This is a genomic window from Streptomyces sp. NPDC006544 (genome assembly GCF_040611715.1).
Lineage (GTDB): Bacteria > Actinomycetota > Actinomycetes > Streptomycetales > Streptomycetaceae > Streptomyces.
The window spans coordinates 25,926-38,994 of sequence record NZ_JBEXOV010000071.1 but is presented as its reverse complement, the minus strand read 5'-3'; the positions used below and the strand labels follow the sequence as shown (position 1 = coordinate 38,994).

The window sequence follows — 13,069 nt, the reverse complement described above, 5'->3', positions numbered from 1 at the left end:
CGACGAAGGGGCGCTCGTTCTGGTGGACGCGACCTCGGGCGCGGGCGGTCTGCCGGTGGACATCACCGAGACCGACGTCTACTACTTCGCCGCGCCGCACCACCCGGGTCCGAGCGGGGCCGTACGGGTCAGGCGATCGAGAAGGTGACGACCGACTGGTAGGTGTCCGCGAACATGAACGGCGGGAGATGGATCATTCCGGCGCCGCCGATCTCGAACTCGCCACCGGTCAGGTCGTCGCCGCCCGCGGCCTGCGAGGCGATCTTCATCGGGGTGTCGGAGATCGCACCCGGCGCCCCGGCGGAGCAGGTGCTCGGGCTGTCCGCATTGGTCACCTTGCAGGTCGGCTGGATGCCGAGCTGCGCCTTGGCCATGGAGTGGCCGGTGGCCTCGTTCAGGAACGGCGTACGGGTCGCCGAGACGTCCCAGCCGAGGGTGCCGCCGCGGAAGTCCTGGACGGCCATCGCGGTGAACTGACCGACGACCGACTGGGCCTTTCCGTTGATGGTGACCTTGCCGAAGTCGACGGCCGGGTTCCCGGCCTGCGGGCCGATGGCCAGCGGACCGGGAAGGACCTCGACGTCGACGGGGTTCTTCACGCCGGGCTGGTCGACGATGAAGACGTAGGCCTTGTACGGGGTGATCGAGCCGTCGATCTTGATCTCGTCGGCCGCGAGGTTGACGACGATGTTGCAGGTCGCGACGCCGGCGGCCGTGGCCGTACCGCTACCGGTCTCACCCGTGGGAGTGCCGTTCCTGAGTGCGGAGCAGGTGACCGCGCCCGCCGGGAAGTTGGCGCCCGTGACGACCACCTCCTGGCCCGCCTTGCCGCTGTTGGGCGTCAGCTTGGTGGTGACCGGGTCCTTGGGCAGGGCCTCGACGGCGACCGAGCCGACCGCCGCGCTCGGGCGCGGGTTCGGCGTGCAGGTGGTCGTGAAGACCGATCCGCCGAGGTTCGCGTCGGTCACCGCCAGATCCAGGGCCACGGAGACCGTGGTGCCCTCGGAGCCGTCCGGGATCTTTACGGTGCCGGAGAACGGGGCGGGGTCGAGCGGCTGCCCGGCGACCACGCTGACCGTCTCGGGCGGGCTGACGACCGTCTGCGTGGTCGATCCGACCTTGAGGGTGATCTTGGAGGTGTTGACCGTCGTGACGGAGAACCCCGGGACGACAGGGCTCGCGCCCGGGTCGATGGTGATCGGGACCACGTCGCCGGCCTTGGCCCCGTCGGGCAGGGTGACCGTGTAGTTCTGGATGCCCGAGGCGCCGGCCTGGGGTGGCGGTGCGACGCAGTCCACCTGGACGGGCGTCGTCTTGGTCGCGGCCTGCGCGGTGCCTGACAGGCCCACCACGGCGCCGGTCAGGGCCAGGGACAGAGCGCCCGTCCCGGCCAGAACTCTTCGTCGAAACGTTGTACTCACTAGGTCGCGACTCCTTCGTCAAACGAACCCCTCCCCCCACCCGCTGTGTGGGGAAGGCCGAGCCGGTGCGGTGGCCGACATTGACGCGTCGCGGTGATGAGAAGTCAATGGCTTGCTTTCGCCCGAAGCGCACAGAAATTGATGTGCCATCAGGCCGGGTGCGGGAGTGGTCGGGATACCGACCGGCCGGTGGGCGAGGTGAGTGGGGCGGGTGGGGTCGCCGCAGGTGCCCGCCCCGCCTCTGAGCTGGGCCGAGAGCTCCGCTCGGGCAGGTCTGGGGCCGGGCTTGAGCTGGGCCGGGACGGGGCCGGACCGGGGGCCGGACCGGGTGGGTGCGGGATCTGCCCCGGTGCCCGGCGGCCGCCCGCCGGGGCCCTCGAGGTGCCGTCGGCGGGGTGCCCTCGGTGCGGGTTGTACGGGTTGTACGGGCTATCCGGCGGCCGGGACGTGCAGCAGGAGGTTGCGGGTCCCGGACGGAAGGCCCGTGATCCGGTCCGGCACGGCGCTCCGTAGGAGAGTTTCGGCCACCTGCGCGGGGGTCTTGCGCGGGCCGCCGGCCGCCAGGCCGTCCGCGAGCACCAGCGCGGCGGCGCCCGCCGCGTGCGGGGCCGCCATCGAGGTCCCGGAGGCCCGCGCGAGGGCCGTCGCGGAGCCCTTCCAGGCCGAGACGACGGCGACGCCCGGGGCGAAGAGGTCCACGCAGGGGCCGTGGTTGGAGAAGGCCGGCCGGCGGTCCCCGGTATCGGTCGCGCCCACGGTGAGCGCCTGCCGGATGCCGGACGGCGATCCGGTGCAGGCGTCCTCGCCGGAGTTGCCCGCGGCGACGGTGAAGGTGATCCCGGCGGCGACCGCCCGCGTCACGGCCCGGTTCAGGGCGTAACTGCGGCCGCCGCCCAGGCTCATGTTCGCCACGGCCGGTGTGGCGGGGGACTTGAGGGAGTCCTTCACCATCCAGTCGACGCCGCTCGTGATCGCCGACAGGGACGCGTCGCCGTTGCAGTCGGCGACCTTCACGGCGACGAGCGACACCCCCTTCGCGACCCCGTACGTGGCCCCGCCGACGGTCCCCGCCACGTGCGTGCCGTGGCCGTTGCAGTCCGAGGCGCCCTCCAGACGGACCGCGTTGGCGCCCGTCCGGGCACGGCCGCCGAACTCCTGGTGCAGGGTGTTGATCCCGGTGTCCACGATGTACGCGGTGACCCCCTCCGCCGTGGTCGCGTACGCGTACGAACCGTCGAGCGGGAGCGCGCTCTGGTCGAGCCGGTCCAGGGACCAGGGCGCGGGCGTCTGGACGAGGGGCACCACCCCGGTGCCGTCCACGGTCCGGCGACTGCCGTGGGTGCGTTCCCCGCCGGTGCGCGCGCCGTCGATCCGTGCTGGGTCGATCCGTGCGGGGTCGAACCGTGCGCGGCGGGTGCGCGCGCCGTCGATCCGGAAGGTGGCGTCGGGCTCCACGGAGGCCACCCGGGGGTCGTCGGCGAGTTCGGCGGCGCGGGCGGCGGTGGTGCGGACGGCGAAGCCGTTCAGGGCGGTCTCCCAGACGGCCCCGATCCGGTCGCCGGACGCTTCGGCCTCGGCGACGAGGGCGCGGGTGGAGGCGAGGGCGGAGGCGCGGGAGCCGCTCTCCTCGAGGACGACGACGTAGGGGGCGACGGAGGTCTCGGCGTCGGTGGTGGCTGCGGCTGCGCTGGTGACGGCGTGGGGCGGCAGGGCGGTGGCCACCGCCAGCAGGGCGGCGGCCGGGAACAGCGCGGTGAATGCGGTCATGCGGCCGATGCTCGGCGAGCCGGGAGCCACCCGCGCGGAGGGTGCGCCGACTGGCCCCACGACACGCCGCCGCAGGGGGCATGGTGGCAAGGGGCCGGGGCCTACGGCGCGACGGGCCAGCCGCGCATGGCGAACACGCCCTCGTCGACGGCGCCGGCCGCGTCGTAGGTGGCCAGCGCGGCCTCGTTGTCGGTGTCGACGCCCACCCACATGCCGTAACAGCCGCGCGCCCGGGCCTCGACGGCGAGTGCTTGGGTGAGGGCGCGGCCGATGCCGCGCCGCCGGTAGCCCTCGTCGACGGACAGCTCGTACAGGCACATCTCGGTGCCCTTGTCGGGGTGGCACATCTCGATGCCCGAGACCATCCCGGCGGGCACGTCGTCCACGTAGGCGATGAGCATCACGTGCCCGGGGGCGGCGAGGAACCGCTGCGACCACTCAGGGCGGGTGGGCCCGTCGAAGAGGCCCTCGGCGGCTTGCAGTTCGGCGGGAGTGCGGGCGGGGCGGATGTCCATGGCGGCGACGATAGTGGCCGGACGACCGACGGGCAGCCCGATCTCGACGCGGCGTGGCGCGCGCTGTGCCTGATCAGGGCAGCGCTCGCCGGTGGGGTCGGGGCGGGTCGGGTCGGGGCGAGGTCTCGCCGGTCGGTCAGGGCAGGGCCTGGCAGGCCGGGTCAGTGGGTGCGGCTCGAAGCGGGCTGGACCTGGGCCCCACCCTGCGTGTTGTTCGCTCCGGGGGACGGGGTGCCGTCCGTCCAGGCGTAGACGTTCTTTCCGCGCACCGTGACCTGGTACTGGTAGTGGTCCCGGCACTCGGGGCGTTCCTCGGCCCGGGTGTCGCCCGGCCACCACTTGGCCGCCAGCGCCGTCTTCGGAGACTTCTTCGGCGTGCCCGCCGCGCACTGCGGGCCGTCCAGCGGGGTCGCAGCGAGGGTGAACCGGATCAGCCGGGCCCCGCCGCTGGTACGCGCCTTTATTCGCACGTCGGTCGCGTCCCTCGGTACCCAGTCGGGCAGCGTCCACGCCGACTCCCCGCGCGTCGGCGCCTCGGCGGCCGTCGCGTAACGCTTGCCCTTCTCCTTGAACACGCGGTCGTTGATCGCGTTGGTCACAGGATTGGTCGGCAGGTTGGGCAGGGCGACGGCGGCGGTGGCGAGGACTCCGACGGTGGCGGCGGCGATGACGAGAGGACGGCGGTTCATGTGTACGAGTAAACGGGGCGGGGTCCGTAACCCGCGTCCTCCCGAGGACGAACGAGAACTCTGCCGGAAGGGTGACATTGACTCATACCAAAGTCTCGCCTCTGCCTTCGGGCAGAGACCGGATCCCTCGCGAGGCTCATGCCCGGGCCCCCGCCGACCTCGGATAATCGGCGATATGTCTGCCACGGGTCGCTCTCTCCTCCGGGCCGCCGCCGAGGCGTTCGCCGGTGGCGCGCTCGTCGTGCTGGCGTACGGGTTGATCGCCCAGACCGGCAGCTCCCTGCCGACCTACGCCAAGGTGGGCCTGACACTCGTCGCGCTGGCCCTGTTCCTGGTGCGCCGCCGCCACCCGGAAGTGGCACTGCTCGGCATGGGCGCCCTGATCGGGGTGATGTCCTGCCTCGGCATCCTGATGGCCGTGACCGCGTACGCGGTGTCCCATCAGCTGTCCGGGGCCGGGCGCAGGGCCGCGGTGCTGTTCGGGGCCGGGGCGCTCACCGTGCTCACGGCGGGGGCGTCCGTGTACCGGGAAGGCTTCGGTTCCTGGCAGTACGGGCTCACCATCGGAGGGGTGCTCGCCTCGGTGGCCGTCCTCGTCCCCGGCCTGGTCGGAGCCTCCGCCGGACAGCAGCGGCGGCTCCTCGTCGCCCTGCGCGAGCGGACGGCGGCCGCCGAGGAGAACCGAAGGCTCGTCGAGAGCGAGTCCCGCATCCACGAGCGGTCCCGCATCGCCGCCGAGATGCACGACCTGGTCGGGCACCGCCTCAGCCTGATCTCCCTGCATGCCGGCGGTCTTGAAATGGCCCTGCGCGGCAAGGGCGGTGAAGGCTCCGACGAACTGCGCGAGAGCGCCGGCCAGGTGCGGCAGGCCACTCGCGACGCCATGCGGGAGTTGCGCGAGGCACTCGGGGTGCTCGGGCCGCTGTCCCGGGACACCGGGACCGACGCGTTGACCGATGCCACCGGAACCCGGGCCGACATCGAGGCCCTGGTCTCGGAGTCCCGCGCGGGCGGGGTCCCGGTGGCCTTCACATGGACCGGGCCCGACACGGCGGGCCGGGAGGCGCGGGTACGCCGGGCGGTGCACCGGGTCGTGCGCGAGGCGCTGACCAATGTGCACCGGTACGCCGCCGGGGCGCCGGTGGAGGTACGGATCACGCACACCGACGACTGCGTCGAGGTCGCCGTCGTCAACGGCGCCCCGCGGCGGCCGGCGGCCGGCACGGCTCGGCCTTCCGGCGGGTCGGGTGGGTCGGGCGGTGCGGGTGGGTCGGGCGGTGCGGCCGGGTCCGCGGGATCGGGCAGGTCGGGCAGGCCGGCCGGTTCCGCAGGGCCGGGCAGGGCCGCCGGTTCCCCCGGCTCCGCCGCGCCGGGCGCCGGAGTCGGGACCGGGCGCGGCCTGAACGGGCTCCGCGAGCGGGTCGCCCTGCTCGGCGGCGACCTGGAGGCCGGGCCGGATCCCGCCGGGGGCTTCGCCGTGCGGGCCCGGCTGCCCGCCGTTCCCCCGACGGCGGCGCAGACCGACGCCGAACGCGCGAAGACCCGTACGCCGGGTTCCGCGGGCGCCGCGGCGCTGCGGCTGCGGAGGGCTCCGCTGCTGATCCCGGTCGCCCAGGCGGCCTCGGCCCTGCTCGGCCTGGCCGGTATCGGAGCCACCCTGATCTTCGGCCTCCAACTGGTCGGCAACGCACGGGGTCCCGGCTACACCCCGCCGAGGCCGCCCGAGCTCGGGATGACCCGCGCGCAGGCCGAGAACGCCGGGGTGTACGACGACAGACAGGCCCGCGCGGCCGCCGCAGGAGGTGAGCCGGCGCGGCCGGCGGGTGCCACCGAGTGCATCTACCCGTACAGCCGTGACACCGTCGGCCGGGACCGGCTGAAGCTCACCCGCTACTGTTTCCGCGATGAGGTTCTGATCGAAATCACCCCGTTCGAGGTGCCGATGGTGCCCGCAGACCTGCCGCCCTCACCCTCACTCTCACCGTCGCTCTCACTCCCGGCTTCGGCCCCGGCCGCGGTGAGTCCGGCGCCTTCTGCCCCACCCGTCCGTACGGCCTCACCCACCCCTTCCGGGAGCCCCCATGAATGAGACGCAGCGGCCGGACGGGACCGGAGGCGCCGTCCGGGTTCTGCTCGCCGACGACGAGCAGATGATCAGGGCCGGCGTGCGGATGATCCTCAAGCACGCCGACGGCATCGAGGTGGTCGCCGAAGCAGCCGACGGGGCGCAGGCCGTGGAGCTCGCGGGGCGTCATCACCCCGACGTGGTCCTTCTCGACATCCGGATGCCCGTCCTCGACGGACTCGCCGCGATCGGACCGCTCACCGCCCTGGAACCGGCGCCGCAGGTGGTCGTCCTGACCACCTTCGGCGACGACGAGAACGTGATGCGGGCGCTGGCGGCCGGGGCCACGGGGTTCCTGCTGAAGGACGAGGGCCCCGACGAACTGATCAGCGCCGTACGGTCGGCCGCGGGCGGGGACGCGGTCCTGTCGCCCGGAGTCACCGGCGCGGTCATCCGCCGGATGCTCCAGGGCGGTGGCGCCGACCTGCGCGCCCCCGCGGCCGCCGTCCCCGACCCGCGGATCGCCGCGCTCACCGAGCGGGAGCGGGAGGTACTCGCCCTGCTCGGCGAAGGCCTCGCCAACCTCGACGTCGCGCAGCGGCTCGGCATCGGCGTCGGCACGGTCAAGACGCACGTCGGCTCCATCCTGGAGAAGACGGGCAGCGCGGGGCGGGTCCAGGCCGCCCTCCTCGCCCACCAAGTGGGCCTCGCGGGCGACGGGTGACGGCCGTTCGGCAGCGTGGGCCCCTGTGGTGAGGGCAGAGCAGGGTCCGGTCGGAGGGACCGGGCGGGAGCGGGCCGACCCCCTACCCAAGTCTTGTGGCGCACAGAGGCCTTGAGGGTGATGACGGCGAGGACGGTCCGCGCGGACGATGGAAGCATGTCTGATACCGCTCCGCGCAGCAGCGTCTCGGAACCGTCGGCCCGGCGGGCGGCCCGGGTGCGCATGCTGGACGCGGCCAACGCCCAGAAGTGGCACCCCGGTAGCCCGGGGGACCGCCATGCGTCTCCGCTACCCGCCACCCGGGGTGGGCGCGCGTCGTTAGGGGACCGTGCCCCACCGTCCCGCGCCCGAGTGCGACGTCGATGCCACCCTTCACCGCGCCCCAGCCCCGCTCCCAGTCCCAGCCTCGCTCTCAGTCCCAGTCCCAGTCACGGCCCCCATCCCGCTCTCAATCCCGGTTCCGGTACCGGTCTCGCGCCCGGTCCTTGACGCCGCCGGGGTCGTCAAGGCCGGGGTCGGAAGCCGTGTCCGTGCGTCCGCCTTCGCTGTTGCGGCCGCCGCGATCGCGGTGTTCGCGCTGGCGCCGGCCGCGTACGCGGCGCCGGAGGTGCCGGTGGACAGGCCGTTGGTGCTGACCTCCTGGACGGCGGTGAGCGGCGGCAGTTACGAGGCCTGGACCGCGGCACGCGCGCACCAGGAGGTGTGGGCGGCGTACGGCTTCGACTGGTCGACGGACTACTGCACGACCTCCCCGGACAACCCGTTCGGGTTCCCCTTCCGCCTGGCCTGCGCCCGGCACGACTTCGGATACCGCAACTACAAGGCGTCGGGCGGGTTCCGGGCCGTCAAGCCACGCCTGGACGACATGTTCCACGCGGATCTGCGGCGGGTCTGCGCGCACTACACAGGCGCGCGCAAAGCCTCGTGCGAGGCCACCGCGTGGACCTACTACCAAGCTGTCAAGGCCTTCGAGTAGCACCGGAGTTCGCGGGGACCACCGGCGAGGATGCGCCACACCGGCCGCCAAGGCCGACCAGGCCCGCACGGCCCGGCCAAGGGCCGCCAAGGCCGGTTCCCGCGGGAGGTACACCTGCCCCCCCGCTCGGAGACGGCGGCGCTGACGGCCGCCGCGTACGGACCGTGCGTGCCGCCAGGGCCCGGCGCTTGCTCTCGGGCGTGTGCGCAGCCGAGGCAGCCGGAGGCCACCGGGCGCGGCCGCGTGCGGCCTTCGGCGGGCTGACGCGTGCGCCCACCGTGACGGGCGGCGGCGGCGGGGGCGGGGGTGCGCGCGGCTGCCGGGGGTACGGGCACGCGCGGAGGGTGGCGGCGGAGGCTCGTGCGGGGTGGCGCGCAGACGCTTACGCCTCCGCTACTGCCGCCCGGGTAAAGTGCCCCTGGCCTGCACGAAAGCCCTCCCTGGGGAGGGCTCGCAGTGGTGGAGAAGAAGTGCCCCCGGCAGGACTCGAACCTGCGGCCAAGTGCTTAGAAGGCACCTGCTCTATCCACTGAGCTACGGGGGCCGGGAGGTGGCCGTGGTGGCCTGGAGCCCCGGGTCGGGAGTGGGACTGCGCTCTGTTCCGGGTCAAGGATAGGGCTCTGGTTGCCTTGTCCCGGTTGCTTCACCCGCGTGCCACGATGTGGAGGTTCGGTGAAGCGGTCCCGATAATCGCAGGCAGGTGCGATTCGCGCATCGCTTTTGCGCCGTGGCGCCCTGGGTGTTGTGTACTCGTTATGCCTGCGCCCCACTCGTCCGCTCTGTCTGAGATGTACCGCTGGGGTAGCGCTCGGCGCGCAGGGGACGTATAAGCTTCAAAAATGGTCTGAAATTGGGCATTCTTCGCATGTGGTGACCTTGGATGTTCGGCCTCAGCTGCTCGATGCCCTGTCCGCCCTGCGCGACCGGGTCGCGTCCGTGCGTCTGCCGCTGCCCTTGCCCGGCGCCCCCCGCGCCCGCCAGACCAGAGCCGAGCTGCTCGCGCAGCTCGACGACTACCTCGTACCCCGGCTGAAGGCGCCGGAGGCGCCGCTGCTCGCCGTCGTCGGCGGGTCCACCGGAGCCGGTAAGTCCACCCTCGTCAACTCCCTCGTAGGGCGCCAGGTGAGTGAAGCCGGAGTGCTCCGGCCCACGACCCGCATCCCTGTGCTCGTCTGCCATCCGGATGATCATCATTGGTTCGCCGGGGTGCGGGTACTCCCCGACCTGATGCGGGTCTGGTCCCCGCAAACCGACGAGGACGCCCTGACTGCCACCCGCAAGACCCTCCACCGCCCAGGCGACAAGCTCCACGGGCACGCCACCCGCGAAGTACGGATCGAGACCGTCGCCACGCTGCCGCGCGGCCTCGCCATCCTCGACGCCCCCGACATCGACTCGCTCGTGGTCGACAACCGGACGCTCGCCGCCGAGCTCATCTGCGCCGCTGACGTCTGGGTCATGGTCACCACCGCATCCCGCTATGCCGACGCCGTGCCCTGGCACCTCCTGCGTACGGCCAAGCAGTACAACGCCACCCTGATCACCGTCCTCGACCGGGTCCCGCACCAGGTGCTCGCGGAGGTTTCCCGGCAGTACGGGGCCCTGCTCACGCGGGCCGGGCTCGGTGACGTACCGCGGTTCACGGTTCCCGAACTGCCCGAATCGGCCGGCGGGGGCGGGCTCCTGCCCGCCAGTGCCGTCGCGCCCCTCTTCGCCTGGCTCGCCCACCACGCGCAGGATCCGGCCGCCCGCCAGTACGCCGTGGGGCGCACCGCGCTCGGCGCGCTCGACTCCCTCGGGCGCCGGATGCCCGAGCTCGCCTCGGCCGTCGCCGCCCAGCACGCTGCCGCCGTACGGCTGACATCGGCCGTCGAGGACGCCTACAAGCGGGAGGGCAAGCGGGTCCGCAGCCGCCTCGACCGGGGCGCCGTACTCGCCGGGGACGCGCTCACGCGCTGGCGCGGCTACCCGCTCGACACGAGCGCCGACGAACTGCTCGACTCGCTCGCGGAATCCCTCGCCGCCCTGCTCCAGTGCGCCGTCGCGGCCGCCGACGAGCGGATCGCCGACGCCTGGCGGCGCGAACCCGCCGCCGGCGCCGTGGTCCTGCCGACCCCCGACCGGGAGGCGGCGGAACGTATCGGCGTGGCCGTACGGCGCTGGCGGCGGGTCCTGGAGGAACTCGCCGAAGAGGAAGTCGCACGGCTCGACAAGCAGCCCGCACCCGATCCCGACGGGGTCGCCGCTCTGCTGGTCGCCGCCCTGCTCGGCGGCAAGCGGGCCCGTCCGGCGGGGGAGAAGCTCGCCGAGCGGATCGGGGTACAGGCCGCCGTACGGCTGCGCGACCGGGGCGGGGAACTGGTCGGCGAACACCTCGACCAGGTGCTGCGCGCCGAACGCGACCGCCGCCTCGCCCCCATCGAGGCCCTCGAGGTGAGCCCCGAACCCCAGGCCGAGCTGATCGCCGCACTGTCCGTACTGCAGAAGGAGAGGTGACGCGGTGAATGCCTTGACCGACCGGACCGACGACCGCTGGGACGACGGGCTCATCGCACGCTCGCGCCCCAGGGTGGCCGACGACGACTGGCCCGGAACTGGCGACGAAGAGGGCGACGACGCACTGGTCAGGGCGGTTTCCGGCGCCGGAAGCGACGGCGGCAAGGCCCCCGCGCCCCCGCTGAGCCCCGAGGCCCGGGCGCTGCGCGTCCGCCTCGACGCGCTGCGCCAGCTCATCGGGCTGTCCCGGACCCGGATCCTCGACGGCAAGACCCTCGCCGAGGCCGGACGGATCCTGGACGAGGCGGCGGCGCGGCGCGGGCTCTCCGCGCAGCACACCGTCGTCGCGATCGCAGGCGCCACCGGAAGCGGCAAGTCCACGCTGTTCAACGCACTCGCCGGAGTGCAGATCTCCGAGACCGGGCTGCGCAGGCCGACGACTGCGGCGCCCATCGCGTGCAGTTGGTCGGACGGGGCCGCGGGCCTGCTGGACCGGCTGGAGATCCCCGGACGACTGCGCCGCCGGCCCCGGGAGACCTCTGAGGCCGAGGCGCTGCGCGGCATGGTCCTCGTCGACCTGCCCGACCTGGACTCGGCCGTCGGCGCCCACCGCGAGCACGTGGACCGCGTACTCGCGCTGGTCGACGCGGTCGTATGGGTGGTGGACCCGGAGAAGTACGCGGACGCGGTGCTGCACGAGCGGTACCTGCGGCCGCTGGCCGGGCACGCCGAGGTGACCTTCGTCGTGCTGAACCAGGTGGACCGGCTGCCCGGCGAGTCCGCCGATCTCGTACTGGACGACCTGCGCCGGCTCCTCGACGACGACGGGATCGCGCTCGGCGAGCACGGAGAGCCCGGGGCCACGGTCCTCGGGCTTTCCGCCCTTACGGGTGAAGGGGTCGGGGAACTGCGCGAGCTGCTCGCACAGTTCACCCAGGAGAAGGGCGCCGCGACCCGGCGGATCTGCGCCGATGTCGACAAGGCTGCCGCACGTCTGCGGCCGCTGTACGTGGCCGACGGCCACGCCGGTCCGGAGATCGGGGAGACGGCGCGCGCCGAGTTCGAGGACCGCCTCGCCGAGGCCGTCGGGGCGTACGCGGCGGGCCTGGCCGCCGAGCGGGCCTGGCGGCGCAACGCCGGAAAGGCGTGCGGGACGCCGTGGCTGCGGCTGTGGCGCTGGTACGAGAGCCGGCGCGCCCCGCGCTCGCTGGCCGGCCTCGCCGCGCTGGCGGCGATCGGCCGCTCCTCCACGGCCTCCGAGCCGCCGGTCGAGGAGGAGGTGACGGCCCGCCAGCGCGTGGAACAGGCGGTGCGGACCGTGGCCGACGAGGCCGTCCGCGGCCTGCCCGACCCGTGGGCCCAGGCGGTACGGGAGACGGCGGTCCGCGGCGCCGAAGGCCTTCCGGAGGCGCTGGACGAGATCGCGGTGACCCTCGGCGCGGCGGTCGCGGTGCCCAGCGCCAGGCCACCGCGGCCCTCGTGGTGGCCGGCGGCGGTGCTCGCACAGGCGGCCATGACCCTGCTCCAGATCTACGGCGGGCTGTGGCTGGTCGGGCAGATCGCCGGCGTCCTGGAGCCGCGCCTGATGCCGCCCGTGCTGCTGATGGTGGCGGGCATCATCGGCGGACCGCTGGTGGAGTGGGCCTGCTCGATCGGGGCCCGGGGTCCGGCCAGGCGGTACGGCCAGGACGCGGAGCGGCGGCTGCGGGAGGCCGCGGCCGGGTGCGGCCGGGCCCGGGTGCTGGAGCCGGTGGCGGCGGAACTGCTGCGCTACCGCGAGGTGCGCGAGCAGTACGCGACGGTGGCGAAGTTTTCCACAACCCGCCAGTAATCCACAGGCCCCGGCGGGTTCCGGCGAACCTTGCCAGCATGGTCCTACCCCGCCCGGATCGCCCGGGCGGGTACGGAACATGCGGGTCCGGGCGGCGCGTTGGCGAACGTGGTCCGGACCCCGGGGAGGACGGCCGGGATGAACGACACCCAGGTGACGCTGGTGGGGTACGTGGCCACGCAGATCGACTACAAGGAGACGGTGAACGGCCCCGCGGCCAGGTTCCGCTTCGCCGTCACCCCGAGGTACTACGACCGGAAGAAGGAGTCGTGGGCGGACGGGGCGACCAGCTTCTACACCGTGTGGGCCCGGCGCAGCCTCGCCGTGAACCTCGCCGGATCCGTTTCCGTGGGTGAACCGATGGTGGTCCACGGGCGGCTGCGGGTGCGCGAGGCGCCGCCCGACGCCGACGGGAACCGGCGGATCTCGGCGGAGATCGACGCGACCGCCATCGGGCACGACCTGAACCGGGGAACGGCCGCCTTCCGGCGGGTCGTCAGGACGGATGTGCCGCTGATGCTCAATCAGAAGGCGGCGGTGGTCTGAGTGTTCGAGGCGGTTAGGATTCCCCGGTACTCACGGGCA

General features: G+C 73.5%; 10 protein-coding genes and 1 tRNA gene. 6 read left to right on the top strand and 5 right to left on the bottom strand.

The window, feature by feature from the left end; genetic code table 11:
• Positions 1-128 precede the first annotated feature (128 nt).
• The 4 genes from ABZY44_RS27360 to ABZY44_RS27345 form a co-directional block, all read right to left on the bottom strand.
• Positions 129-1,421: a hypothetical protein gene (locus tag ABZY44_RS27360; RefSeq protein ID WP_356658271.1), complete on the bottom strand. Its 1,293-nt coding sequence runs from the start codon at positions 1,419-1,421 to the stop codon at positions 129-131.
• 429 nt (positions 1,422-1,850) lie between these two features.
• The gene (locus ABZY44_RS27355) at positions 1,851-3,188 is read right to left on the bottom strand and encodes a S8 family serine peptidase (RefSeq protein ID WP_356658269.1); all 1,338 of its coding nucleotides are present in this window, start codon (positions 3,186-3,188) and stop codon (positions 1,851-1,853) included.
• A gap of 101 nt (positions 3,189-3,289) precedes the next feature.
• A complete protein-coding gene (locus ABZY44_RS27350) occupies positions 3,290-3,703 on the bottom strand; it encodes a GNAT family N-acetyltransferase (RefSeq protein ID WP_356658267.1) in 414 nt (137 codons plus the stop codon).
• A 161-nt stretch (positions 3,704-3,864) separates the two neighbouring features.
• A complete protein-coding gene (locus ABZY44_RS27345) occupies positions 3,865-4,392 on the bottom strand; it encodes a hypothetical protein (protein WP_356658265.1) in 528 nt (175 codons plus the stop codon).
• Positions 4,393-4,567: 175 nt separating this feature from the next.
• Here ABZY44_RS27345 and ABZY44_RS27340 point away from each other — a divergent pair, with 175 nt between their 5' ends.
• The 3 genes from ABZY44_RS27340 (at position 4,568) to ABZY44_RS27330 (ending at position 8,157) form a co-directional block, all read left to right on the top strand.
• Positions 4,568-6,481 (top strand): histidine kinase, encoded by a 1,914-nt coding sequence (locus ABZY44_RS27340; protein WP_356658262.1) that lies wholly within the window; start codon positions 4,568-4,570, stop codon positions 6,479-6,481.
• Positions 6,474-7,181 (top strand): response regulator transcription factor, encoded by a 708-nt coding sequence (locus tag ABZY44_RS27335; RefSeq protein WP_356658260.1) that lies wholly within the window; start codon positions 6,474-6,476, stop codon positions 7,179-7,181. Before ABZY44_RS27340 ends, ABZY44_RS27335 begins: the two co-directional genes overlap by 8 nt.
• Before the next feature lie 562 nt (positions 7,182-7,743).
• Positions 7,744-8,157 (top strand): phospholipase, encoded by a 414-nt coding sequence (locus ABZY44_RS27330; protein WP_356658279.1) that lies wholly within the window; start codon positions 7,744-7,746, stop codon positions 8,155-8,157.
• 471 nt (positions 8,158-8,628) lie between these two features.
• On the opposite strand, the gene ABZY44_RS27325 is transcribed toward ABZY44_RS27330, so the two are convergent.
• A tRNA-Arg gene (locus ABZY44_RS27325) sits at positions 8,629-8,701 on the bottom strand.
• A gap of 323 nt (positions 8,702-9,024) precedes the next feature.
• Between ABZY44_RS27325 and ABZY44_RS27320 the strand changes: the two genes are divergently transcribed.
• From ABZY44_RS27320 to ABZY44_RS27310, 3 genes are all read left to right on the top strand, one after another.
• Complete coding sequence (locus ABZY44_RS27320; protein ID WP_356658258.1) at positions 9,025-10,653, top strand: dynamin family protein; 1,629 nt, start codon at positions 9,025-9,027, stop codon at positions 10,651-10,653.
• 4 nt (positions 10,654-10,657) lie between these two features.
• The gene (locus ABZY44_RS27315; protein ID WP_356658256.1) at positions 10,658-12,484 is read left to right on the top strand and encodes a GTPase; all 1,827 of its coding nucleotides are present in this window, start codon (positions 10,658-10,660) and stop codon (positions 12,482-12,484) included.
• Between the two features lie 138 nt (positions 12,485-12,622).
• The gene (locus ABZY44_RS27310; RefSeq protein ID WP_356658254.1) at positions 12,623-13,030 is read left to right on the top strand and encodes a single-stranded DNA-binding protein; all 408 of its coding nucleotides are present in this window, start codon (positions 12,623-12,625) and stop codon (positions 13,028-13,030) included.
• The last annotated feature ends 39 nt before the right edge of the window (positions 13,031-13,069 follow it).

Coding starts and splice junctions, on each gene's coding strand:
- ABZY44_RS27355 (WP_356658269.1), bottom strand. CDS start 3,188: ATGACCGCATTCACCGCGCTGTTCCCGGCCGCCGCCCTGCTGGCGGTG.
- ABZY44_RS27350 (WP_356658267.1), bottom strand. CDS start 3,703: ATGGACATCCGCCCCGCCCGCACTCCCGCCGAACTGCAAGCCGCCGAG.
- ABZY44_RS27345 (WP_356658265.1), bottom strand. CDS start 4,392: ATGAACCGCCGTCCTCTCGTCATCGCCGCCGCCACCGTCGGAGTCCTC.
- ABZY44_RS27340 (WP_356658262.1), top strand. CDS start 4,568: ATGTCTGCCACGGGTCGCTCTCTCCTCCGGGCCGCCGCCGAGGCGTTC.
- ABZY44_RS27335 (WP_356658260.1), top strand. CDS start 6,474: ATGAATGAGACGCAGCGGCCGGACGGGACCGGAGGCGCCGTCCGGGTT.
- ABZY44_RS27310 (WP_356658254.1), top strand. CDS start 12,623: ATGAACGACACCCAGGTGACGCTGGTGGGGTACGTGGCCACGCAGATC.